Consider the following 22,584-nt stretch of genomic DNA (forward strand, 5'->3'; position numbering starts at 1 on the left):
TCCGGCCGGGCTTCAGTACCGGGTCACGGCCAGGGCGCCGGTCTCCGTGCCGATCGCGATGTGCGGGCGGCGGCGGGGGTCGGCCCAGCGCAGCAGCTCGCGCATGGCGCCGCGGGGGACGGAGACGCAGCCGGCCGTGGCGCCCTTGCCGTCCACGTGCAGGAAGATCCCCGCGCCGCGGCCGCGCACCGGCTCGTCGTAGTTGAAGCCGATGACCAGGGCGTGCGCGTACTGCTGCGCGTACGTCACCAGGTGCTCGGACTCGCCCGGCGCGCAGTCGGCGGGCAGCGGCTCCGTCCAGCGGTTGTAGGCGCCCGAGGCGTTGTCCTGGCACCACCACGAACGGTCCGTCACCCGCCGGTAGGCGTACTCCGTTCCGGCCGGGGCGTGCGCGGTGCCGAAGGCGTACGGCAGGTCGTACAGGCCCGCCGGGGTGGTGTTCGTGCCCTGGACCCGGGTGGTGCCCTCGGTCAGGCCGTTGGCCCCGAACCGGGCCGGGGCGCTGCCCGCCTCGAACCAGCGCCCCGCACGCCGGTCCCACCAGGTCAGCACCCCGGTCGTGGAGCCGGGCGCCGGGGCGACGGCGGTGATCAGCTGGCTGCCGCCGCCGGTGTCGGCGAGCCGGGCCGGCAGCGGGTCCGGGCCGTGGGGGAAGAGGCCGGCGAGGATCAGCGAGCCCGTGAGCAGGGCGGTACGCAGCACACCCCAGACGGTACGGCCGGCGGGCGCGGCCGCCGCGCAGGCAGGCCGTGGCGGGGCGTGCGGGGTGTCACAGCAGCCGCAGCCGGCGTACGTCCAGGACCTCGGCCGCCCGCGCCAGCAGCACGCCGAGCTCCGCCCGGTGCGCATCCCCCTCGCCTAGGGTGCTGAGCCAGTTCCAGTTGACCACGGTGCTGCGCGCGTACAGGCCGAGCACCGGATCCGGGTCCGTCATCATGGCGACGGACGCCCGCAGTTCGGCGCTCCCGCCCCGGCCGCGCAGCAGCCGGAACGCGGCCCTTCGGGTGTGCAGCGGCCACTCGGGGCCGGTCCGCTCCGCCAGCGCGGCGGAGTCCAGCCGCTCGGCCACGCAGAGCAGGCCGAGCGCGGCCTCGCGGGACACCGAGGCGGACGGGTCCTCCAGCAGCGCGAGCAGCACCGCGTCCTTGACGGTGAGGCCCAGCCCGCGCAGCGCCGCCAGCGCGGCGGCCCGTACCGCACCCTCGGGGTGGTCCAGCAGGGCGTGCAGCAGCGGCCCGTCGGCCCGCCCGGCCACCTCCCGGAAGCCGGCCACCGCGTACCGGGTCACCCGCTGCCGGTCCGTGACGAGCCCGCGGTAGTGCGCGTACGGGTCACCGCCGTCCTGGCGCAGCAGCCAGCGGGCGCAGGCCCGCACCCGGCCGGCCCGGTCCGTGAGGTGGTCCACCGCCTCGGCCGCCCGCCCGGCCCCGCGCAGGGCGGTGACCCCGGCGGCCCGGACGTCCGCGAAGCGGGAGCCGAGCAGGGCGTCGACGGCCCCGTCGTCCGGCCCGCCGGCGGCCATCGCCGCCAGAGCGCCGTCGGTCCACGTCCGGCCGGCCACCGGATCGCGCTCGGCGGCGGCCCGCCGGGCGAGCTCCAGCGGGCCGTACTGCCCGCAGGCGACGGCGACACGGGCGGCGAAGCGGCGCGTCGGCCGGTCGGCGCTGCCCGTCAGGCGCGCGAACATGCCCTCGCGCTGCCGGGCGGTCAGCGAGTTCCAGCTCCAGGTCGTCGAGGCCAGCCCGGGGCGCCACCACGCGGCGAGGAGGGAGTACCGGCCGCTCAGGGCGGCCTCCAGCTGCTCCACCGCCCAGCCTCCGTGCTCGCGCCCGCCCAGCCGCAGGGCGAACGGGACGAGTGCCGTCAGCAGGTGGGCGGGGTCGTCGGCCATCGGCCGGTTCAGCGCCCGGCGGGCCCGGTCCCGGTTGCGGACGGGGTGCTGGGCCACCAGCCGGCCCAGCACCCTGCGGGCGCGCTCGCGCACCTGCGGGACCCGGTCGGCGCACCGGAGGAGGACGAGCTGGAGCGGGGGCCTGCGCCACGCGGCGAGCGCGGCCTCGCGCATCCGCCCGTCGGCGTGGCACAACCGGGCTTCCAGGCGGCGGGCGCCCTCCGGCGTGCCGGGGGACCGCGTCAGCCGGCGCATCTGCTCGTCGAAGGCGATCCAGGCCTCCGGGCCGTTGCCCAGGAGCCGGCCGGCGACCGGCGCGGTGTCCCCCTCCAGCAGGCCCCTGGCCACGCCGCGTCCCCACGAGGCGTCCTCGGCCGCGCTCCACATGTGCCCTCCCCGGGTCGTCTGCGCCCGATCGTAGGCGGCCGCAGGCGGTCCGCGCCCTCGATATACGGCCTGGTCAGCGCGGGGGTCCCGAGCCTCGATTGACGAAACATACGGAGCAATGCATAGTTATGCCTACACCCCGGCCGGTCGCGCGTCGCATCGCGCCGTGAATCGTTTGACGCTGTACCGAGACGGCCTCCCCGCTTCCTGCGCGGCGGGGAGACCGCCGCACCACCACCCTCAGAGGAGCAGTAGCTGTGAGCAGCAACAACGGTGACGTCCGGCTCTGGGGCGGCCGGTTCGCCGACGGCCCGTCCGAGGCCCTCGCGAAGCTGTCCGCGTCGGTCCACTTCGACTGGCGCCTCGCGCCGTACGACATCGCCGGCTCGCGCGCCCACGCCCGCGTGCTCGCCAAGGCGGGCCTGCTCACGGCCGAGGAGCTCGACCGCATGATCGCGGGCCTCGACCGGCTGGAGGCGGACGTCGCCGACGGCTCCTTCACCGGCACCATCGCCGACGAGGACGTCCACACCGCCCTGGAGCGCGGCCTGCTGGAGCGGCTCGGCCCGGACCTCGGCGGCAAGCTGCGCGCTGGCCGCTCCCGCAACGACCAGGTGGCCACCCTCTTCCGGATGTACCTGCGCGACCACGCGCGGATCATCGGCGGACTGGTCGCCGACCTCCAGGACGCGCTGGTCGGTCTCGCCGAGGCGCACCCGGACGTGGCGATGCCGGGCCGGACGCACCTCCAGCACGCGCAGCCCGTCCTGTTCGCCCACCACGTGCTGGCCCACGTCCAGTCCCTGTCCCGGGACGCGGAGCGGCTGCGGCAGTGGGACACCCGCACGGCGGTCTCCCCGTACGGCTCGGGCGCCCTGGCCGGCTCCTCGCTCGGCCTGGACCCGGAGGCGGTCGCGGCCGACCTGGGCTTCGAGCGGGGTTCGGTCGGCAACTCGATCGACGGCACGGCCTCGCGGGACTTCGTCGCCGAGTTCGCGTTCGTCACCGCGATGATCGGGATCAACCTGTCCCGGATCGCCGAGGAGATCATCCTGTGGAACACGAAGGAGTTCTCCTTCGTCACCCTCCACGACGCCTTCTCCACCGGCTCCTCGATCATGCCGCAGAAGAAGAACCCGGACATCGCGGAGCTGGCGCGCGGCAAGTCGGGCCGCCTCATCGGCAACCTGACCGGCCTGCTGGCCACCCTCAAGGCGCTGCCCCTGGCCTACAACCGGGACCTGCAGGAGGACAAGGAGCCGGTCTTCGACTCCTGCGACACCCTTGAGGTGCTGCTCCCGGCCTTCACCGGGATGATGGCCACCCTCACGGTCAACCGGGAGCGGATGGAGGAGCTGGCCCCGGCGGGCTTCTCGCTCGCCACCGACATCGCCGAGTGGCTGGTCAAGCAGGGCGTGCCCTTCCGGGTCGCGCACGAGGTCGCCGGCGAGTGCGTCAAGGAGTGCGAGGGGCTCGGCATCGAGCTGGACGAGCTCACGGACGAGCAGTTCGCGAAGATCTCGGAGCACCTGACCCCCGAGGTCCGCACCGTCCTCAACGTGCCCGGCGCGCTCGCCTCCCGCAACGGCCGCGGCGGCACCGCCCCCTCGGCGGTCGCGGTCCAGCTCACCGAGCTGAAGGCCGACCTGGTCATCCAGCACGCCTGGGCGGTCCACAAGCAGTAGCCGGCGTGCCGGGGGCGGGGGGAGCCGATGGGCTCCCCCCGCCCTTTCGGCGCTACGGGCAGACGATGGTGATCGAGAACGGCCGGTCGCTGTCCACGGTGGCGCTTCCTGAAGCGGACGGCGTCGCGGTGCGGACGTAGACGGTGGTCGCGTTCGAGATGCCGACCAGGATGGAGGCGCTGCCCAGGCCCGGGTCGCCGCCGCCGTTGGTGTTGACGGTGCCGAGCAAGGCGCACCCGGCGACGCTGGAGGGCATCGCGATGCGGTAGCGGCCGGTACCGAACCTCTCCAGGCGGCCGATGCCCTGGCTGCCCAGCACGAGGCCGTCCGCGCTGACCTTCGCCCAGGCAGTGGTGGTCGCCCTGGCGCCCACCGCCTTCGGTTCCGCCGATGCGGAGGAAACGGCGAACGCGCCGCCGACCGTGAGTGCCACCGCTGCGGCCCCGAGGGCCAGCTTCCTCGATCCGTTCATGGGGAGGACTCTCCCGCCTCCCCGGAGAGCCGCATAAGGCCTGGTCACGAGGGTTCACCCGAAAGGATCAACCGGCCTGGTCGTCGGCCCAGTCCGCCAGCGCGTCGAAGTCCACGCGGGTCAGGCCGATCCGTTCGTCCACGTGCATCAGCAGGGCGTGCGCCGGGTGGTGGCGGTCGACGTACTCGTGGTCCATGGCGGTGATGTCGTCGTCGATCCAGGCGAAGGGCCGCGCACCCGCGTACTCCAGGACGTACTGCGTCTTCCAGAAGGTGCCGCGCGGCGCCCGGCCGTGCATCACCGGCCAGTCGATGAAGGGGAGCCTCGGCAGCCCCAGCTGTGGCCCTATCCAGTCGTTCGCCTCGTCCTTCCAGGTGGTGGCCCAGACCAGGTCGTACGCGTCCGCCAGCGCGAGCAGCTCCGCGCCGTGGCCCGGGTTCAGCCAGACCCGCAGCGGCTTGCCGTCGGTGAAGCCGGTGGGCCGCATCCGGTGCGTGGTGTAGCCCTCGGGGCGGCGCTGGGCCTTGGCCGCGTACGGGTTGAGGGGGCCGTCGACGTCGATCAGCAGCAGTGGCTTCATGGCTCCACCCTTCTCGTCGGGCCGCCCCCGGGGCGACCCGTTTTCTTGATCCGGATCAATGAATGAGACATTGGCGTCTCATTCGGGTTATGCTTGTCTCATGGCCATGGATCGTGACCAGGTGCTCCGCGACGCGGCGGCCCTGCTTTCCCGCAAGTCGACCGCCACGATGGACGAGGTCGCCCGCGCCGCCGGCATCGGCCGCGCCACCCTCCACCGGCACTTCGCCGGCCGCGACGCCCTCGTGCGCGCCCTCGAAGACCTCGGCATCCGCGAGTTCGAGGGCGCCTTCGACCGCGCCCGCCTCGACGAGGGGACCGCCGTGGACGCCATCCGGCGCCTGATCGCCGAGACCGAGCCCAACGCCCAGCTGCTGGCCTTCCTCGTCACCGAGAACCAGCTCTTCGAGGGCGACCAGGTCAACGAGGGCTGGGCCCGCCTCGACACCCGCGTCAACGCGCTCTTCAAGCGCGGACAGCAGGAGGGCGACATCCGCATCGACCTCAGCCCCGCATGGCTCACCGAGGCCCTCTACGGGCTCGTCGGCAGCTGCGCCTGGGCCGTCATGGACGGCCGGGTCGCGGCCAAGGACTTCCAGTACATGATCACCGAGTTGCTGCTCGGTGGCGCACGACGGAGTGTGGAGTGATGACCCGAACCGAACAGCTGCACCGGGGGACGGGGGCGGAGGAGAAGAGCAGGGGGCGCTGGCTCGCCCTCTCCGTGCTCGTCCTGGCCGTCCTGCTGGTCGCGGTCGACGCCACCGTACTCGGCCTCGCGACCCCGTCCCTCAGCGAGGACCTCAAGCCGTCCGGCACCCAGCTGCTGTGGATCGGCGACATCTACTCCTTCGTCATCGCCGGCCTGCTCGTCTCCATGGGCTCCCTCGGCGACCGCATCGGCCGCAAGAAGCTCCTCCTCACCGGCGCCACCGCCTTCGGCGCCGTCTCGGTCCTGAACGCCTACGCGACCAGCCCCGAGATGATGATCGCCGCCCGCGCCCTGCTCGGCGTGGCCGGCGCCACCCTGATGCCGTCCACCCTCGCGCTGATCCGCAACATCTTCCACGACCCGCGCGAACGCAGCCTCGCCATCGGCATCTGGGGCGCCACCGCCTCCGCCGGCGCGGCCATCGGCCCCGTCGTCGGCGGAGCCCTGCTCCAGCACTTCTGGTGGGGATCGGTCTTCCTCATCAACCTCCCGGTGATGATCGCCCTGGTCCTCGTCGGCATCCGGCTGCTGCCCGAGTCCAAGAACCCCGTCGCGGGCCCCTGGGACCTGATCAGCGTCGCCCTGTCCCTCGTCGGCGTCATCGGCGTCGTCTACGCCGTCAAGGAAGCGGCCACCCACGGCGCCACCCCCGGTGTCTGGACCGCCGCCGCCCTCGGCGCCGCCTGCCTCTACGCCTTCGTCCGCCGCCAGTTCGCCCTCGCCTCCCCGCTGCTCGACATGCGGCTCTTCAAGCACCGCGGCTTCTCCGGCGCGGTCCTCGCCGACCTGCTGACCGTCTTCGGCCTCTCCGGACTCGTCTTCTTCCTCTCCCAGTTCTTCCAGCTGGTCCAGGGCCGAGACCCGCTCGAAGCCGGACTCGCCGAACTGCCCGCCGCCATCGGCGCGGTGGCCACCGGCCTGGTCGCCGGCAAGTACGCCCGCAGGTACTCCGTACGCGTCATCGTCACCGGCGGCCTCGCCGCCATAGGCCTGGCCCTCGCGGCCCTCACCGTCATCCACCGGGAGACCGGCTACCCGCTGCTCGGCGCCGCCCTGCTCGTCGTCGGCCTCGGCGCCGGCTTCTCCTTCACCGTCACCGCCGACGTGATCCTCTCCAGCGTCCCCAAGGAGCAGGCCGGCTCGGCCTCCGCCGTCTCCGAGACCGCGTACGAACTCGGCGCAGCCCTCGGCATCGCCCTGCTCGGCTCCGTCGTCACCGGCGTCTACCAGGGCTTCACCGCCCCGGCCTCGGTCCCCGCCCCGGTCGCCGACGCCGCGCACGAATCGCTCGGCGGCGCCGTGGAGGCCGCCCGCGCCCTGGACCCGGCCACCGCCCACACCATGGTCGGCGCGGCCCAGGAGGCCTTCGTGGACGGCCTGCGGCTCGCCTCCGGCGTCGGCGCCGCCGTCCTGCTGGCCACCGCGGCCGCCGCCTGGTTCCTGCTCAAGGGCCAGGAACTCCAGGAGGGCGTCGAACACTGACGCACCGCCAGGCGGTGGTGTCCCGTGTCCCTGACGGATCAAGCGAATTGACAGTCCGTCGGCCCCCGGGACACCATCCCGGCGATGGAGATCAACGAGCTGACCCCGGCCGAACGCCGCGTCGTCGACGCCTTCCCGCGCGGCGAGGCGGTCGACTTCCGCGAGGGCCCCGAAGAGACCTCCCACGACGGAGCCTCCTGGGGCCCCGGCCGCACCGTCCGCGCCGAGGTCCTGCGCAACCTCCTCGTCGGGGGCACGGCCGACGAGGGGCACGTCGCCGGGATCAAACTCTACGGCGCCAGGATCACCGGCAAGCTCGACCTGAAGTACGCGGTCGTGGACCACCCCATCCGGATGCGGTCCTGCTGGTTCGAACGCAAGCCCATGATGTACGGCGCCCAGCTGCGCGCCCTCGTCCTCGGCGACTCCACCCTGCCCGGCCTGACCGCCGCCACCGTACGCGTCGAAGTCGTCCTCAGGCTCTCCTGCTGCCGCATCGACGGCCCCGTCCGCCTCGCCGGCGCGAAGATCGCCGGCGGCCTCTTCCTCCAGGGCGCCGTCATCCGGCAGGGCAGCCAGCCCGACGAGGCCGAAGAGCCGCCGCTCCAGCTCAACCACGCGGAAATAGGCACGGACATCATCGCCAACGACCTCACGGTCCACGGCGAGCTGCGCCTCAACGGATCCACCGTCGCCGGCCAGATCAACCTCGACGGCGCCCGGCTCGTCAACCCCGGCGGGATCGCCCTGCACGCCGAGACCCTCGTCGTCGGCAGCGACGTACGCGCCCACCGGCTGCACGCCGAGGGCATGGTCAACCTCACCGGCGCCCGCATCCCCGGCCAGCTCTTCCTGGGCCGCGCCAGCCTGTCCAACCCCGGCGAAGTCGCCCTGCGCGCCAGCTCCGCGGTCATAGGGGAGTTCTGGCTGCGCAAGGCCCCCGCCATCGACGGCATCGTCAACCTGCGCCGCAGCCAGTTCGACATGCTCTGGGCCGAGCCGTCCGTCTGGCCGCCCCTGGTCCGCACCGACGGGCTCAGCTACCGGCTGCTCCACCCCCACCTGCCCGCCGAGGAGCGGCTGCCGCTGCTGGAGCGCGAGGAGGACGGCTACCTGCCGTACGCCTACGAGCAGCTGGCCGCCGCCTACCGCACCGTCGGCGACGAGGCGGGCGCCCGCACCGCCCAGCTGGCCAAACTGCGCCGCCACCGGCGCACCCAGCCCCGGCGCACCCGGCTCTGGGGCCTGCTCCAGGACGCCACCGTCGGCTACGGCTTCCGGCCGATGCGCGCGGCGGCCTGGCTGCTCGCGCTGACGGTCACCGGGACCGTCGCGTACGGGATCACCCCGCCGCGGGCGCTGAAGGCGGGGGAGGCGCCGGAGTTCAACCCGCTCTTCTACACCCTCGACCTGATGCTGCCGATCATCGGCTTCGGCCAGGAGGGCGCCTTCGCGCCGGCCGGCTGGTACCAGTGGCTGTCGTACCTGCTGATCGTGACCGGCTGGGTCCTCGCCACCACCACGGCGGCGGGCGTCAGCCGGTCACTCCAGCGGCAGTGAGCCCGTCCGGACTCAGGCCGCCTTCGCCTTGGTCGCGTACATGTCCACGTACTCCTGGCCCGACAGCCGCATGACCTCGGCCATCACCGAGTCGGTCACGGCGCGCAGCACGTAGCGGTCGCGGTCCATGCCCTCGTAGCGGGAGAACTCCATCGGCTCGCCGAAGCGGATCGTCACCCGGCCCGGGCGCGGCATGCCCGCGCCGCCGGGCTGCAGCTTGTCCGTGCCGATCACCGCGAACGGGACCACCGGGGCGCCCGTCATCAGGGTCAGGCGGGCGATGCCGGTACGGCCGCGGTAGAGCCGGCCGTCGGGGGAGCGGGTGCCCTCGGGGTAGATCCCGAAGATCTTGCCCTCCTCCAGGATCCGGCGGCCCGTCATCAGCGCGGCGACGCCGCCGTTCGCACCGTCCCGGTCCACCGGGATCATGCCGGAGCCCGTGAAGAACCACGCCATCAGGCGGCCCTTGAGACCCTTGCCCGTCACGTACTCGTCCTTGCCGATGAAGTGGACCGTGCGGTCGCACACCAGCGGCAGGATCATCGAGTCGATGAAGGTCAGGTGGTTGCCCGCCAGGATCACCGGACCCGTGCCCGGGATGTTGTCGAGCCCCTCCACCTTGGTGCGGAACATCAGGCGCATGACCGGTCCGACAGTGGCTTTGATGAGCGCGGTACGGAACAACGTGAGCCCTCCGGCATCGAAAAGCGGCTTTCGCACCACACGGCGGTAGTGCAGGTGAGGACGATACTCGCGGGTCGCCCCTGTTGGCACATCGGGTTCACGAGGTGGATACGCAGTGTTGACACGCGTTTCCGCCATGTTCCGCCGGAGCCCACCCCCGCGCCACCCTCCCTTGCCTACCATCGCCACGCCGACCGGGGCCTCCACGCCCCCCGGAGATCCCGGGGCCCGCGGGCCCGGTCCAGGACGAGGAGTGGCACAGATGACACAGGGTGGGGCAGCACGGCGCACGGTGCTCGGAGCGGCCGTACTGGCGGCCGGAACCGGTATCACCGGACTCACGGCGGGAACCGCCGCCGCCGCGGACGACCGCTCCGACAGCGGCCACGGCGACGGCGGCCACGACGGCGGCTACCGCGACCTGCCCGTCCCGCTGGTCATCGGCCACCGCGGCGCCAGCGGCTACCGCCCCGAGCACACCCTCGGCTCCTACCAGCTGGCCCTCGACCTCGGCGCCGACGTCATCGAGCAGGACCTCGTCCCCACCAAGGACGGCCACCTCGTCTGCCGCCACGAGAACGAGATCGGCGGCACCACCGACGTCGCCGACCACCCCGAGTTCGCCGGCCGGCGCACCACCAAGACCGTCGACGGGGTCTCCGTCACCGGCTGGTTCACCGAGGACTTCACCCTCGCCGAACTGAAGACCCTGCGAGCGAAGGAACGTATCCCCGCCGTCCGCCAGCGCAACACCCTCTACGACGGCCACTGGGCGGTCCCCACCTTCGAAGAGGTGCTGCGCTGGGCCAACCGCGAGGGCCGGCGGCGCGACAAGCGCGTCTGGCTGCACGTCGAGACCAAGCACCCCACCTACTTCCGGGGCCTCGGCCTCGGCCTGGAGGAGCCCCTCGCCAAGCTGCTGCGCCGCTACGGGCGCGACGGCCGCGACGCCGCCGTGTTCCTCCAGTCCTTCGAGCCCTCCAGCATCCAGCGGCTCTCCCGCCTGGTGTCCGCCCCGCGCGTGGTGCTGCTCTCCGCGGCCAACACCCGCCCCTGGGACTTCGAGACGGCCAAGGACCCCCGTACCGTCGCCGACCTGGTCAAGCCCGAGGGCCTCAAGTGGATCGCCGGCTTCGCCCAGGGCATCGGCCCCACCCTCGACCTGATCGTGCCGCGCGACGCGGCCGGCAAGCTCGGCACCCCCACCACCCTCGTACGCGACGCCCACGCCAAGGGGCTGGTGCTGCACCCCTACACCGCGCGCAACGAGAACAGCTTCCTGCCGGCCGAATACCGCAAGGGCACCGACCCGGCCGCCTACGGGGACGCCTTCGGCGCCTTCAAGAAGTACTTCGAGCTGGGCGTCGACGGCATCTTCACCGACAACCCGGACACCGGACTCCTCGCCGCGGAGGCCTTCCGCCCCGGCCGCGGCGTCAACCGCTAACCTCCCGCGCCCGAACGGGTGGGCCGGGCCCGGCGGGGAAACCGCCCGGCCCGGCACCCGCGTCCCGCCCGGCATGGACCTGATACAGGAACCCGACCTGCTCACGGAGCTGGGCCCGCTGCTCTCCGCCGAGGCAGCCGCGGAGGCCCCGGCCGCCGGGGTGGAGGCCGCCGACCTGGAACAAGCCGTCTGGGTGCGGTTGCTGGAACGCGGCCCGCGCGCCTCCTTCCCGGCCGGCCGCGCCCGCTGGCTGCGGCGGGCCGTCCGCGCCGAGGCCCGGCGCGCCCGGCGGCGGGCACGGCGGGAGGTCCCGTACGGGGCGACCCCGGCGGACGCCGCCGGCGAACCCGAGGACGCCCTGCTGCACGGCGAGGAGAACCGGGCCCTCCGATCGGCGGTCGCCCGATTGCCCGGACGCTGTCCGCAGCTGATGGCCGCACTTCTGTCGCCCAGAGACCTGACTTACCGTGAAATCGCAGGAGAGTTGGGTATCTCACAAGGAAGTTTGGGGCCGGTACGTTCCCGTTGCCTGGGATGTCTGCGCAGAATGCTGGCTGTCGAGGTTGCGGCTCCTGACCCGTGGGGAAAGGAGCGGTAGACCGGAGAGCTACCAGGTGAGCGGGAGGCATGCGCACATGGGCATGAGCGTGACCATTTCGGCGGCGGCCGCCGAAGACGCCGAGCAGATTTTCAAGCTGCAGTATCTGGCGTTCCAGCGGGAGGCCGAGCTGTACGGCAACTACCTCATCCAGCCCCTCACCCAGTCCCTGGACTCCCTGAAGGCGGAGCTGGCCTCGGACACCGTCCTGGTGGCCCGGCTCGGCGACGAGGTGGTGGGCGCGGTGCGCGGCAGCGTCGGCGAGGACGGCACGGCCAGCATCGCCAAGCTGTGCGTGCACCCGCGGCTGCAGGGCCACGGCCTCGGCGCCCGGCTGCTGCGCGGGGTCGAGGCTGCCCTCGCCGGGCACGCCGGAACGACCCGCTTCCGCCTGCACACGGGCCACAAGAGCGAGTCCAACCTGCGGCTCTACCGCAAGGCCGGCTACGCGCAGGTCGGCAACCGCACCGCCTCCGACGGCGTGCGCCTGGTCATCCTGGAGAAGGACGCCAAGGACACCGACTACGCCGTCAGCGCGTAGCGGCCGTACGGTCCGGGGGTGTTCCGCAGCGACGGCGGGACACCCCCGGACCGCTTCCGGGGGCCGAAGGCCTCAAGACCGCACGGCTCAGCGCTTGGAGCGGAGCCAGAGCATCCCGGTCACCGGCAGGATCACGGGGATGAAGAGGTAGCCCATCCCGAACTCCGACCACACGGTGGCGTCGGGGAAGGAGTCGGGCCGCACCAGCGTCCAGGTCCCGACGGCCAGCACACCGGCGAGTTCCACGGCGCAGCACACGAGCGCCGCCCGGCGGGCGGTCTCCCCGCCGCGCACCAGCGAGTACGTGATGAAGGCGTACGCCACGGCCGCCGCGGCCGACAGCGAGTACGCCAGCGGCGCCCGGTCGAACTCGGTGGAGATCTGGAAGACCGAGCGCGAGAGCGCGCCGACCACCATCACCCCGTAGAGCCACACCAGCAGCAGTCCCGGACCGGAGACCAGTCGCTTGCGCCCGGCGGGCGGGGCGGTCGTCGTGTCAGGCACCGGATCCCCAGATGTCGTAGAGCCGTACTTCCAGCACGGCGAGGACGACCGCGCCCGCGGCCACCGTCACCGAGCCCCACTTGGTGCGCTCGGTCAGCGAGAGCATCCCGGCCGCCGGGACCGCCGCGAAGGCGCCCAGCAGGTAGGCCACGAAGATCACCGTGCCCTGTTCGGGCTTCTCGCCCCGGCCCAGCTGGACCAGGCCGATCACCAGCTGGGCCAGGACCAGCACGGTCACCACGGCCATGCCGATGAAGTGCCAGTCCTTGGTCGGCTGGTCCCGCCATGCGGCGTGGCCGCACCAGGCGGCGAGGGCGAGTGCGGCCGCGCCGATGGCGACCGTCAGGGCGACGAGCATGCAGCGAGGGTATTACGGGCCTAAAGGCCCGATGCGCCCGCCCCTCGCGGGCGGCTTCCCTGGAAGGCATGAAGCTGCATGCCCGCCCCGGAGCCCTTCCTGCCGGCCGCGCGGCGCCTGGGCGTGGACCCGGCCCGGTGCGTGGTCTTCGAGGACGCCCCCGCGGGGCCGGCGGCCGGCCGGGCGGGCGGCATGCGGACCGTGGTCTTGACCACAACCCACCCCGCCGCGGAGCTCGGCGCGGGCGTGGTCGTCTGGGACCTCTCGGCCGTGTCCGCGCTGGTCAGCGGCGGTGGGATCACGCTGGAGGCGGGGTCCACGAGCTGACTGGTTCAGTCCAATACCGTCCGGAATGCGGCCGGAATCCGTCCGGTATCCGGACAGCGTTGATCGGTGAGTCGCCATGTCTGCTTTACTGGGGCACATGACCACGACGAGCAGCCGCACCCTTGCGACCGAGGCGACGATGACGCCCGGTGCTCGTTGTATGTGTCGAATGTGCGCCTTCTGAGGGCCCCCTTCACGCAGTCTCGCGCCCCGAAGCGAGACCGGCCGAGCAAATCCGCCAGCCCAGTCGCACCACACCGCCGACTGATCCCCGGTACGGACCGCTCCTGCCCCGCGCACGCGTCGACACCATCGTTTTGTGACGGTTAGACCCGTATCGCGTCCCCAGATGTTTGCCCCGTGCACGGCATCCGCACCCCGTGCACTCGACAGCGACGGAAATCCTGTGATCACCACATCGGGCCTCACGAAGGTCTACCAGTCCCGTGGCCGCGAGGTCACCGCCCTGGACGGCGTCGACCTGCACGTCCGCGAGGGCGAGGTCTACGGAGTCATCGGCCAGAGCGGCGCCGGCAAGTCCTCCCTCATCCGCTGCGTGAACCTGCTGGAACGCCCCACCAGCGGCACCGTCACCGTGGACGGCGTCGACCTCACCGCCCTCGCCGGCCGCGGCCGCCGCGCCGGCAGGGAACTCCGCGAGGCCCGCAGCCGCATCGGCATGGTCTTCCAGCACTTCAACCTGCTGTCCTCGCGCACCGTGCAGGCCAACATCGAGCTCCCCCTGGAGATCCTCGGCGTCTCCGGCCGCGAACGCTCCCGCAAGGCCCTGGAACTCCTCGACCTCGTCGGCCTCGCCGACAAGGCCAAGGCCTACCCCACCCAGCTCTCCGGCGGCCAGAAGCAGCGCGTCGGCATCGCCCGCGCCCTGGCCGGCGACCCCAAGGTGCTCCTCTCCGACGAGGCCACCAGCGCCCTCGACCCCGAGACCACCCGCTCCATCCTCCAGCTGCTGCGCGACCTCAACCGCCAGCTCGGCCTCACCGTCCTCCTCATCACCCACGAGATGGACGTCGTCAAGGCCGTCTGCGACTCCGCCGCCCTCATGAAGAAGGGCCGGATCATCGAATCCGGCACCGTCGCCGAACTGCTCGCCACCCCCGGCTCCGAGCTCGCCGGCGAGCTCTTCCCGGTCAGCGGCACCGCCACCGGCCCCGACCGCACCGTCGTCGACGTCACCTTCCACGGCGAGGCCGCCACCCAGCCGGTCATCTCCCAGCTCTCGCGCACGTACAACATCGACATCTCGATCCTCGGCGCCGCGATGGACACCGTCGCCGGCCGCCAGATCGGCCGCATGCGCATCGAACTCCCCGGCCGCTACGAGGACAACGTGGTGCCCGTCGGCTTCCTGCGCGAGCAGGGCCTCCAGGTCGACATCGTCGACGAGGACTCCGACCTCGACTCCGAGATCGCCGCACTGGTCAAGGAAGGTGCCAAGTGACCTGGTCCGAGATGCAGCCCCTGCTCACCCAGGGCACCTACGACACCCTCTACATGGTGCTGTGGTCCACCCTGGTGACCGTCCTCGGCGGACTGCCCATCGGCATCCTCCTCGTCCTCACCGACAAGGGCGGCCTCCTGCAGAACCAGCCGCTCAACAAGGTCCTCGGCGTGATCGTGAACATAGGCCGCTCGCTGCCGTTCATCATCCTGCTGATCTTCCTGATCCCGGTCACCACCGCCGTCGTCGGCACCTTCATCGGCCCCACCGCCATGATCGTCCCGCTCGCCATCGGCGCCGTCCCCTTCTTCGCCCGGCTCGTCGAGACCGCCGTCCGCGAGGTCGACCACGGCCTCGTCGAGGCCGTCGAGTCCATGGGCGGCGGCATCCCCACCCTCGTCGGCAAGGTCCTGCTCCCGCAGGCCCTGCCCTCCCTGGTCGCCGGCGTCACCACCACCGTGATCACCCTCGTCGGCTACTCCGCCATGGCCGGCGCCGTCGGCGGCGAAGGACTCGGCTCCAAGGCCATCACCTACGGCTTCCAGCGCTTCGAGACCGGCTTCATGTTCGCCACCGTCGCCGTCCTCGTCGCCCTCGTCACGGTGATCCAGCTGATCGGCGACGGCGTGGTACGCGTCCTCGCGCGCCGCGGCCGGACAGCCTGAGAGAACCACCCCAGACTTCCCCAAAAAGGAAAGCCCGCACTTGTCGTGCTTGGGCCACCACCCCGCGAACACCCGCGAAAAGCAAGAAAGGCACTCTTCGTGCGCAAGAACACCAAGCTCACCGCCATCGCCGCCGCCTCCGCCGCGCTCGCCCTCGGCCTCACCGCCTGCGGCAGCTCCTCGGACCCGTCCACGGCCGCCAAGACCGACGGCGGCAAGGTCGACGAGAGCAAGCCGCTGGTCATCGCCGCCTCCCCGAGCCCGCACGCCGACATCCTGAACTTCGTCAAGGACAAGCTCGCGGCCAAGGACGGCCTCAAGCTGGAGGTGAAGGAGTTCACGGACTACGTCCTGCCCAACACCGCCACCGAGCAGGGCCAGGTCGACGGCAACTTCTTCCAGCACAAGCCGTACCTCGACGACTTCAACAAGAAGAACGGCACCCACATCGTGCCCGTCGCGAACGTGCACCTGGAGCCCCTCGGCCTCTACTCCAAGAAGGTCAAGGCCCTCACGGACATCAAGCCCGGCCAGACCATCGCCGTCCCCAACGACACCACCAACGAGGGCCGCGCGCTCCAGCTGCTCGCCGCCAACAAGCTGATCACCCTCAAGGACGGGGTCGGCACCAGCGCCAAGCTGTCCGACATCACCGACAAGAAGGGCCTGGAGTTCAAGGAGCTGGAGGCCGCCACGGTCCCGCGCGCCCTGAACGACGTCGACGCCGCCGTCATCAACGGCAACTACGCCCTGGAGGCCAAGCTCTCCCCGGCCAAGGACGCCCTGGTCCTGGAGAAGGCCGAGGGCAACCCGTACGCCAACTTCCTCGCGGTCAAGGAAGGCAAGCAGAACGACCCGCGCATCCAGAAGCTCGCCAAGCTCCTGAACTCCGACGAGGTCAAGAAGTTCATCGAGGAGAAGTACCAGGGCTCGGTCATCCCGGCCTTCGGCACCCCCGCCGCCTGACCCAAGACCGCCTGGTAGACGCCGGATTCCCGGCCCCGCGCACCCACCCGGGCGCGCGGGGCCGCGGGCGTCCCGGGCCCTGCCCGCTTCCGGGCAGCCCGGCCCTGCACATCCCCCGGCCGATGCTGCATGCTGTGGCCTACGACCCGCACAAACGGTCCCGCACCGGCGGTCCCGTACGAACGGGCCGGCACGAACGGTCCCGCCCCAAGGTCCCAGGCATGGAGCTGCGCATGACTACCACCTTCCCGGACGTCACCATCAGCACGGACCGGCTGGTGCTGCGCCCCTTCGAGGAGGAGGACGTCACCGCGCTCGCCGAGATGATGAACGACGAGCAGGTCACCGCCTGGACCTCCGCACCGCACCCGTACACCTCCACCGACGCACGCGCCTGGGCCACCGCCCTCTCCCACGCCGAGCGCACCGAAGGCCGCGGCATCGTCTTCGCCGTCACCGAATTCCTCACCCAGCGCCTCGTGGGCATCGTGTACCTCCGGAACACCGACTGGCGCACCCGCACCACCGAAGCCGGCTACGTCACCGCCCCCTGGGCCCGCGGCGAGGGCTACGCCAGCGAATCCGTCCTGGCCGTCGCCCAGTGGCTCCTGCGCGACCAGCGCTTCGAAAGACTCGAACTGCGCACCGCCGCCGACAACACCGCCTCCCAGCAGGTCGCCCAGAAGATCGGCTGCATCAGCGAAGGCGTCCTGCGCAACGTGGCGATAGTGCGCACCCAGGCCGCCGACGGCAGCTGGACCGACACCCGCACCGACCTCATCGTCTGGAGCCTGGTCCCCGAGGACCTCGACGACACCGACGAGTACGACGTGTACGAGAGCCGCCACGCCCGCCCCGGCCCCGCCGGCCGCCCCGGCCACGACGACGGCTACCCCCTGCGCCGCCGCGCCGACGCACACGGCTACGCCGTCGGCGCCGACCGGCACTGACCCGATGACCGGGTAGTCTCACCGTGACCCCCTGAAACCCCCTGAAACCCGCTGAGATCCCCTGAGCTCCCCCGGCCAGGGCCAAGGCGCCGAAGGCGGTTTCCCCCCACCCCCACCCCAGGAGACCGACGACGATGGCCGACCGGGTCACGGTGATCGGATGGGACGGCTCCCCCCTGACCGCGGCCGCCCGCTCCGCGCTCTCCGCCGCCACCCTCGTGGCCGGAGCCGCCCACCACCTCGCGCTCCCCGAGGTCCCGCCCGGCGCGGAACGCATCCGCCTCGGCAGCCTCCACCTCGCCGCCCGCCGCATCGCCGGCCACCGCGGCACCGCCGTCGTCCTCGCCGACGGAGACCCCGGCTTCTTCGGCGTCGTCCGCACCCTGCGCGCCCCCGAACACGGCCTCGAAGTCGAAGTCGTCCCCGCCGTCTCCGCCGTCGCCGCGGCCTTCGCCCGCGCCGGAATGCCCTGGGACGACGCCCAGGTCGTCGTCGCCCACCCCCGCACCCTGCGCCGCGCCGTCAACGTCTGCCGCGCCCACACCAAGGTCGCCGTCCTCACCTCACCCGGCGCCGGCCCCGCCGAACTCGCCCTGCTCCTCGAAGGGATCCACCGCACCTTCGTCATCTGCGAGGAACTCGGCACCGACCGCGAACGCGTCACCGTCCTCACCTCCGACGCAGCCGCCGACCACAGCTGGCGCGACCCCAACGTCGTCATCGTCATCGGCGGCGCCGGCCACGCCCCCACCGCCGCCGCCCCCGGCTGGCTGCTCGGCCGCAGCCCCGGACCCGCCCCCGTACGCGGCTGGGCCCGCCCGCAGCACGCCGCCGACGGAACCCGGCCCGGCGAAGGCGAGTCCGTCCAGCTGCGCGCCGCCCAGCTCGCCCGGCTCGGCCCCCGCACCGGAGACCTCCTCTGGGACATCGGCGCCGGCACCGGCGCCCTCGCCGTGGACGCCGCCGCCCACGGAGCCGCCGTCATCGCCGTCGACGCCGACCCGCGCGCCTGCGAACGCACAACCGCCGCCGCCCGCAAGCGCGGTGTCCAGATCCAAGTGGTCTCGGGCCGCGCTCCACACGTACTGGAGAACCTCCCCGAACCCGACGTCGTCCGCGTCGGCGGCGGCGGACCCGCCGTCATCGCCGCCGTCGCCGAACGGCGCCCCGAACGGATCGTCAGCCACGCCTCCACGCGGGACGAGGCCGAGGCCATCGGACGCACCCTCACCGAACACGGGTACGCCGTCGAGTGCGCGCTCCTCCAGTCCGTCGGCCTCGACCCCCGGACCTGGGCGGAACAGGAGCGTTCCGTGGTGTTCCTGCTGGCAGGCGAACGCCCCGTGAACCGCTGACGCGGAGCCCGGGGTAGGCTGGCCGATCGTCGTACCGCCCTGGTGGACGCGCGACGTGGCGCAGTCCACAGCGGACCGTGCCGGTTTCTGGCCGACACGGAGGCCGACGAGCGCGACAATGCTCAGGAGTTGTTGTGCGTGCGCACGCGAGACGGCGCACCGCGCGACGACCCGGCACGGCAAAGTCCGCACGGAGGGCCCGTTGGGCGGCCGGGCGATCGAAGAGGCAACACCGATGGGCGAGGGGTACGCATGACTGACACCGGCCAGGTCCCGGGCGAGGGTCACCCGGACAACACGGGCATGGTGGATCAGCAGGGCAATCCCGCTCAGGTCCCCCCGATGCCGCCGCTGCCCCCCATGCCGCCGCAGGCCCCGGCCGGCTACGCGTTCCAGGACCTCGTGGACGACCCGTCCGAGGCCGAGGACGAGGAACTGCTGCTGATGCCGAGCGGCCACGGGCAGGGCTCCTGGAGCGACCCGCAGGTGGTCCCCCCGGTCCCGGCGTTCCCCGGCGACTTCCCGGCGGAACCCGTCTACACCGAGTACCCGCAGGCCCCCGCCGCCGGCTACCCCGAGCCCGGACACCTCGGCTTCCCGGACCCCGGCTACCCCGAGGCCTTCCCCGCGCCCGGACAGCCCGTGCCCGCGCCCGGCTTCCCCGAGGCGGGCTACCCCGCCCCCGGCACCTTCGCCGACCCCGCCGCGTACAGCGCCGGCGCCCACGAGACCGGCGGCCGCGACTCCGGCTCCCTCGACCTCGGCGGCCTCGTGGTCCCGCCCGCGGCCCCCGCCGCCGGGCAGGTCCCGCCCGCCGCCGCCGTGATGCCGCCGCGCCGCCCGCTGCACATGGGCCCGCCCGTGCCCGACGCCACCGGGGGAGTCGTACGCTCCCTCGCCGACCGGGGCCCGGCCGCCGCGCCGGTGCCGACGGGCGCCGCGATGACGCCGGGCGTGCAGGCGGTTCCGGGTGTGCAGGTCGCGCCGGGCGTGCAGGTGGCGCCGGGTGTGGAGGTGGCTCCGGGTGTGCAGGTGGCGCCCGGTGTGGCGCAGGCTGTTCCGGCTGAGCAGGGCCTTCCGGCTGAGCAGGTCGTTCCCGTTGAGCAGGTGGCGCCTGCCGAGCAGGTCGTTGCCGCCGAGCAGGTCGTTCCGGCCGAGCAGGCGGTGCCCGCCGAGCAGGCCGCCGAGCAGGCGCAGCCCGTGGTGGCGGAGGCCGTGGCGGCGGAGCCCGTCGTGGCCGTTGAAGCGGCGGCAGCCGTGGCCGTCGCGCCGGAGGCCGTCGTGGCCGTCGAAGCCGTGGCCGCGGAGTCCGCCGCCGCGGAGCCCGTGATGGCTCAGGCCGTCGTGGCGGAGGCCGTGGTGGCGGCGCCCGCCTCCGCGGAGCCCGTCGTGGTGCTGGCCCCCCAGATCGCCGCCGCCATCGCCGCCGAGGCCGCCGCCGCAGAGGCCGCCGGCCAGGCTCCCGAAGCCGCCGCCCCGGCCCCCGAGGGCGTTCCCGCAGCCGAGCAGGCCCCCGAGGCCGAGCCGGCCGCCGCCCCCGGCCCCGAGTACCTGGACCTGGGTCCCGCCGCGCCGCAGCCCGGTGAGGTGCCGCCGCAGGCCGGTACCCCGTGGACGGCCGAGCCGGTCGTCGCCGAGGCCGTCGCCGTCCCCGTAGTGGCCGACGCCGCCGCCCAGCCGGCGCCGGAGACCGCTGCCGAGGCCGCTCCCGCCGCCGAGGAGGCGCCTGCGGCTCCCGAGGCCGCCGCCGAGCCCGCCGCAGCCCCCGAGGCTCCCGAGGCCGCCGTTCCCGCCGCCGAAGCCGCGCCCGCCGCGCCGGAGACCCCGGCCGAGCCCGCGCAGGCCGCCGCGCCCGACGGGGTGCCCGCCGCCGTGACCGCGGTCGCCGCCGAGGCCGGTCCCGCAGAAACGGTGGTCCAGGCGGAGGCGCCCGCCGAAGCCGCTGCCGAAGCCGCGCCGGAGCCCGTCGCCGAGCCGCAGCCCGAGCCCGTACAGCCCGCCCCGGCCGCGGAGCCGGCCGCCGCGGAGGCGGCCGAGCCCGCCCCGGCCGAGTCCTCCGAAGCCGCTGCCGAAGGCGAAGCCCAGGTCGAGGCCGAGGCCGCCGAGTCCGCCCCGGCGGCACCCGTCGGCGAGCCGGCTCCCGGATACGCCGACGCGGAGCGCGAGGCCGTCCTGCGCGTGATGCGCGAGCGCCGCGACATCCGCAAGGGCTTCCGCACCGACCCCATCCCGCACGAGGTGCTGCTGCGCGTCCTGGAGGCGGCCCACACCGCGCCCAGCGTCGGCCACTCGCAGCCCTGGGACTTCGTCGTCATCCGCTCCGCCGAGACCCGCCGGACGATGCACGAGCTCGCCCAGAAGCAGCGCGAGGCCTACGCCAAGTCGCTGCCCAAGGGCCGGGCCAAGCAGTTCAAGGAACTGAAGATCGAGGCCATCCTCGACACCCCGGTGAACATCGTCGTCACCGCCGACCCCACCCGCGGCGGCCGCCACACCCTCGGCCGGCACACCCAGCCGCAGATGGCCCCGTACTCCTCCGCCCTCGCCGTCGAGAACCTCTGGCTCGCCGCGCGCGCCGAAGGCCTCGGCGTCGGCTGGGTCAGCTTCTTCGACGAGCGCGAGATGGTCCGCGCGCTGGGGCTCCCCGAGCACCTGGAGGTCGTCGCGTACCTGTGCGTCGGGTACGTCGACGAGTTCCCCGAGGAGCCGGAGCTGATGCAGGCGGGCTGGTCGCAGCGGCGTCCGCTGGCCTGGGTCGTCCACGAGGAGACGTACGGCCGTCGCGCGCTGCCCGGCGAGGCCCCGCACGACCTGCTCTCCGAGACCGTCGCCAGCATCCGCCCGCTCGACGCGAAGGCGCTCGGCGAGGCCTGGGAGCGGCAGAAGCGCATGACGAAGCCGGCGGGCGCGCTCGGCATGCTGGAGATCATCTCCGCGCAGCTTTCCGGCCTGTCGCGGGTCTGCCCGCCGCCGATCCCGGAGCCCGCCGCCGTCGCGATCTTCGCCGGTGACCACGGTGTGCACGCCCAGGGCGTCACCCCGTGGCCCCAGGAGGTCACCACGCAGATGGTGGCCAACTTCCTGGGCGGCGGGGCCGTATGCAACGCCTTCGCCAACCAGGTCGGCGCCGAGGTCTGCGTCATCGACGTCGGCGTGGCCGGGGACCTCCCCGCCACCCCGGGCCTGCTCCCGCGCAAGGTCCGCCCGGGCACGGACGACCTGTCCGTCGGCCCCGCGATGTCCCGCGAAGACGCCATCGCGGCCATCGAGGTCGGCATCGAGACGGCGCGCGACCTCGTCGCGGCGGGCAACAAGGCGCTGCTGACGGGCGAGATGGGCATCGCGAACACCACGGTGTCGGCTGCCCTGATCTCGGTCTTCACGGGCGTCGACCCCGCGGAGGTCACCGGGCGCGGCACCGGCATCAACGACGAGACGCACGCCCGGAAGGTCGACGTCGTACGCCGTGCCCTGGAGCTCCACCAGCCCGACCCGAACGACCCGATCGGCGTCCTGGCGGCCATCGGCGGCCTGGAGCACGCCGCGATCGTCGGCCTCCTCCTCGGTGGCGCCTCCCTGCGCACGCCGGTCATCCTGGACGGCGTGAGCGCCGGCGCGGCCGCCCTGGTGGCCCGCGCCATCGCCCCCGAAGCCCTGTCGGCCTGCATCGCGGGCCACCGCAGCGCGGAACCGGGCCACGTGGCCGCCCTCAACAAGCTCGGCCTGCGCCCCCTGGTCGACCTGGACCTCCGCCTCGGCGAAGGCACCGGCGCCCTCCTGGCCCTCCCCCTGGTCCAGAGCGCGGCCCGCGCGATGCACGAGGTGGCCACGTTCGACTCGGCGGGCGTGACGGAGAAGTAGCGGGTACGCGCCTTTCCGCGCGGGCCGGGGGGGGGGGGGGGGAGGGGGGGGGGGGGTGGGGGGGGGGGGGGGGGGGGGGGGGGGGCGGGAGTGTCCCC

The 22,584-nt window shown here is 73.3% G+C and carries 20 protein-coding genes and 1 pseudogene; 14 read left to right on the plus strand and 7 right to left on the minus strand.

Annotated features, from left to right (window positions below):
* Positions 1-12: 12 nt before the first annotated feature.
* The gene (locus tag AC07A6_RS35115) at positions 13-699 is read right to left on the minus strand and encodes a L,D-transpeptidase family protein (protein WP_478779810.1); all 687 of its coding nucleotides are present in this window, start codon (positions 697-699) and stop codon (positions 13-15) included.
* 70 nt (positions 700-769) lie between these two features.
* Positions 770-2,278: a hypothetical protein gene (locus AC07A6_RS35120; RefSeq protein ID WP_478779802.1), complete on the minus strand. Its 1,509-nt coding sequence runs from the start codon at positions 2,276-2,278 to the stop codon at positions 770-772.
* Positions 2,279-2,535: 257 nt separating this feature from the next.
* On the opposite strand from AC07A6_RS35120, the gene argH reads away from it, so the two are divergent.
* The gene (argH, locus tag AC07A6_RS35125; protein ID WP_362468993.1) at positions 2,536-3,963 is read left to right on the plus strand and encodes an argininosuccinate lyase; all 1,428 of its coding nucleotides are present in this window, start codon (positions 2,536-2,538) and stop codon (positions 3,961-3,963) included.
* A 52-nt stretch (positions 3,964-4,015) separates the two neighbouring features.
* Here the strand turns inward: argH and AC07A6_RS35130 are convergent, their stop codons facing one another.
* Positions 4,016-4,435 (minus strand): hypothetical protein, encoded by a 420-nt coding sequence (locus AC07A6_RS35130; protein ID WP_362468995.1) that lies wholly within the window; start codon positions 4,433-4,435, stop codon positions 4,016-4,018.
* A gap of 67 nt (positions 4,436-4,502) precedes the next feature.
* A complete protein-coding gene (locus AC07A6_RS35135) occupies positions 4,503-5,015 on the minus strand; it encodes an HAD domain-containing protein (protein ID WP_478779803.1) in 513 nt (170 codons plus the stop codon).
* A gap of 100 nt (positions 5,016-5,115) precedes the next feature.
* On the opposite strand from AC07A6_RS35135, the gene AC07A6_RS35140 reads away from it, so the two are divergent.
* From AC07A6_RS35140 to AC07A6_RS35150, 3 genes are all read left to right on the plus strand, one after another.
* The gene (locus AC07A6_RS35140) at positions 5,116-5,664 is read left to right on the plus strand and encodes a TetR/AcrR family transcriptional regulator (RefSeq protein ID WP_125820565.1); all 549 of its coding nucleotides are present in this window, start codon (positions 5,116-5,118) and stop codon (positions 5,662-5,664) included.
* Positions 5,664-7,208, plus strand: coding sequence for an MFS transporter (locus AC07A6_RS35145; protein ID WP_386273859.1), 1,545 nt, complete (start codon positions 5,664-5,666; stop codon positions 7,206-7,208). Before AC07A6_RS35140 ends, AC07A6_RS35145 begins: the two co-directional genes overlap by 1 nt.
* A gap of 84 nt (positions 7,209-7,292) precedes the next feature.
* The gene (locus tag AC07A6_RS35150; protein WP_478779804.1) at positions 7,293-8,768 is read left to right on the plus strand and encodes a membrane-associated oxidoreductase; all 1,476 of its coding nucleotides are present in this window, start codon (positions 7,293-7,295) and stop codon (positions 8,766-8,768) included.
* Positions 8,769-8,780: 12 nt separating this feature from the next.
* On the opposite strand, the gene AC07A6_RS35155 is transcribed toward AC07A6_RS35150, so the two are convergent.
* Entirely contained in the window at positions 8,781-9,410 is a 630-nt protein-coding gene (locus AC07A6_RS35155) for a lysophospholipid acyltransferase family protein (protein ID WP_042803043.1), read from the minus strand.
* Positions 9,411-9,714: 304 nt separating this feature from the next.
* Between AC07A6_RS35155 and AC07A6_RS35160 the strand changes: the two genes are divergently transcribed.
* From AC07A6_RS35160 to AC07A6_RS35170, 3 genes are all read left to right on the plus strand, one after another.
* Positions 9,715-10,899, plus strand: coding sequence for a glycerophosphodiester phosphodiesterase (locus AC07A6_RS35160; RefSeq protein ID WP_362469005.1), 1,185 nt, complete (start codon positions 9,715-9,717; stop codon positions 10,897-10,899).
* A 73-nt stretch (positions 10,900-10,972) separates the two neighbouring features.
* Entirely contained in the window at positions 10,973-11,497 is a 525-nt protein-coding gene (locus AC07A6_RS35165; RefSeq protein ID WP_478779805.1) for a sigma-70 family RNA polymerase sigma factor, read from the plus strand.
* Between the two features lie 37 nt (positions 11,498-11,534).
* Positions 11,535-12,038 (plus strand): GNAT family N-acetyltransferase, encoded by a 504-nt coding sequence (locus AC07A6_RS35170; protein ID WP_362469009.1) that lies wholly within the window; start codon positions 11,535-11,537, stop codon positions 12,036-12,038.
* A gap of 87 nt (positions 12,039-12,125) precedes the next feature.
* Here AC07A6_RS35170 and AC07A6_RS35175 read toward each other — a convergent pair whose 3' ends face one another.
* Positions 12,126-12,542, minus strand: coding sequence for a hypothetical protein (locus AC07A6_RS35175; RefSeq protein ID WP_362469011.1), 417 nt, complete (start codon positions 12,540-12,542; stop codon positions 12,126-12,128).
* A complete protein-coding gene (locus AC07A6_RS35180; RefSeq protein ID WP_125597304.1) occupies positions 12,535-12,900 on the minus strand; it encodes a hypothetical protein in 366 nt (121 codons plus the stop codon). Before AC07A6_RS35180 ends, AC07A6_RS35175 begins: the two co-directional genes overlap by 8 nt.
* An 81-nt stretch (positions 12,901-12,981) precedes the next feature.
* On the opposite strand from AC07A6_RS35180, the pseudogene AC07A6_RS35185 reads away from it, so the two are divergent.
* From AC07A6_RS35185 to cobT, 7 genes and pseudogenes are all read left to right on the plus strand, one after another.
* Positions 12,982-13,227 (plus strand): annotated as a pseudogene (locus AC07A6_RS35185) (HAD-IA family hydrolase); the annotation flags it as partial.
* Positions 13,228-13,633: 406 nt separating this feature from the next.
* On the plus strand, positions 13,634-14,689 hold the full coding sequence (locus tag AC07A6_RS35190; protein ID WP_478779806.1) for a methionine ABC transporter ATP-binding protein: 1,056 nt from the start codon (positions 13,634-13,636) through the stop codon (positions 14,687-14,689).
* Positions 14,686-15,354, plus strand: a complete 669-nt coding sequence (locus AC07A6_RS35195) for a methionine ABC transporter permease (protein ID WP_362469016.1) — start codon at positions 14,686-14,688, stop codon at positions 15,352-15,354. Before AC07A6_RS35190 ends, AC07A6_RS35195 begins: the two co-directional genes overlap by 4 nt.
* Before the next feature lie 99 nt (positions 15,355-15,453).
* Entirely contained in the window at positions 15,454-16,320 is an 867-nt protein-coding gene (locus AC07A6_RS35200) for a MetQ/NlpA family ABC transporter substrate-binding protein (RefSeq protein ID WP_362469018.1), read from the plus strand.
* Positions 16,321-16,553: 233 nt separating this feature from the next.
* Positions 16,554-17,270, plus strand: a complete 717-nt coding sequence (locus AC07A6_RS35205) for a GNAT family N-acetyltransferase (protein WP_478779807.1) — start codon at positions 16,554-16,556, stop codon at positions 17,268-17,270.
* A gap of 134 nt (positions 17,271-17,404) precedes the next feature.
* Entirely contained in the window at positions 17,405-18,625 is a 1,221-nt protein-coding gene (gene cbiE / locus AC07A6_RS35210; protein WP_478779808.1) for a precorrin-6y C5,15-methyltransferase (decarboxylating) subunit CbiE, read from the plus strand.
* A 252-nt stretch (positions 18,626-18,877) separates the two neighbouring features.
* The gene (gene cobT / locus AC07A6_RS35215) at positions 18,878-22,486 is read left to right on the plus strand and encodes a nicotinate-nucleotide--dimethylbenzimidazole phosphoribosyltransferase (RefSeq protein ID WP_478779809.1); all 3,609 of its coding nucleotides are present in this window, start codon (positions 18,878-18,880) and stop codon (positions 22,484-22,486) included.
* Positions 22,487-22,584 lie beyond the last annotated feature (98 nt).

The organism is Streptomyces sp. NPDC044002 (genome assembly GCF_056434525.1).

Coding starts and splice junctions, on each gene's coding strand:
- AC07A6_RS35150 (WP_478779804.1), top strand. CDS start 7,293: ATGGAGATCAACGAGCTGACCCCGGCCGAACGCCGCGTCGTCGACGCC.
- AC07A6_RS35180 (WP_125597304.1), bottom strand. CDS start 12,900: ATGCTCGTCGCCCTGACGGTCGCCATCGGCGCGGCCGCACTCGCCCTC.
- AC07A6_RS35135 (WP_478779803.1), bottom strand. CDS start 5,015: ATGAAGCCACTGCTGCTGATCGACGTCGACGGCCCCCTCAACCCGTAC.
- cobT (WP_478779809.1), top strand. CDS start 18,878: ATGACTGACACCGGCCAGGTCCCGGGCGAGGGTCACCCGGACAACACG.
- AC07A6_RS35145 (WP_386273859.1), top strand. CDS start 5,664: ATGACCCGAACCGAACAGCTGCACCGGGGGACGGGGGCGGAGGAGAAG.
- AC07A6_RS35120 (WP_478779802.1), bottom strand. CDS start 2,278: ATGTGGAGCGCGGCCGAGGACGCCTCGTGGGGACGCGGCGTGGCCAGG.
- AC07A6_RS35130 (WP_362468995.1), bottom strand. CDS start 4,435: ATGAACGGATCGAGGAAGCTGGCCCTCGGGGCCGCAGCGGTGGCACTC.
- cbiE (WP_478779808.1), top strand. CDS start 17,405: ATGGCCGACCGGGTCACGGTGATCGGATGGGACGGCTCCCCCCTGACC.
- AC07A6_RS35165 (WP_478779805.1), top strand. CDS start 10,973: ATGGACCTGATACAGGAACCCGACCTGCTCACGGAGCTGGGCCCGCTG.
- AC07A6_RS35170 (WP_362469009.1), top strand. CDS start 11,535: ATGGGCATGAGCGTGACCATTTCGGCGGCGGCCGCCGAAGACGCCGAG.
- AC07A6_RS35155 (WP_042803043.1), bottom strand. CDS start 9,410: ATGCGCCTGATGTTCCGCACCAAGGTGGAGGGGCTCGACAACATCCCG.
- AC07A6_RS35160 (WP_362469005.1), top strand. CDS start 9,715: ATGACACAGGGTGGGGCAGCACGGCGCACGGTGCTCGGAGCGGCCGTA.
- AC07A6_RS35205 (WP_478779807.1), top strand. CDS start 16,554: ATGACTACCACCTTCCCGGACGTCACCATCAGCACGGACCGGCTGGTG.
- AC07A6_RS35140 (WP_125820565.1), top strand. CDS start 5,116: ATGGCCATGGATCGTGACCAGGTGCTCCGCGACGCGGCGGCCCTGCTT.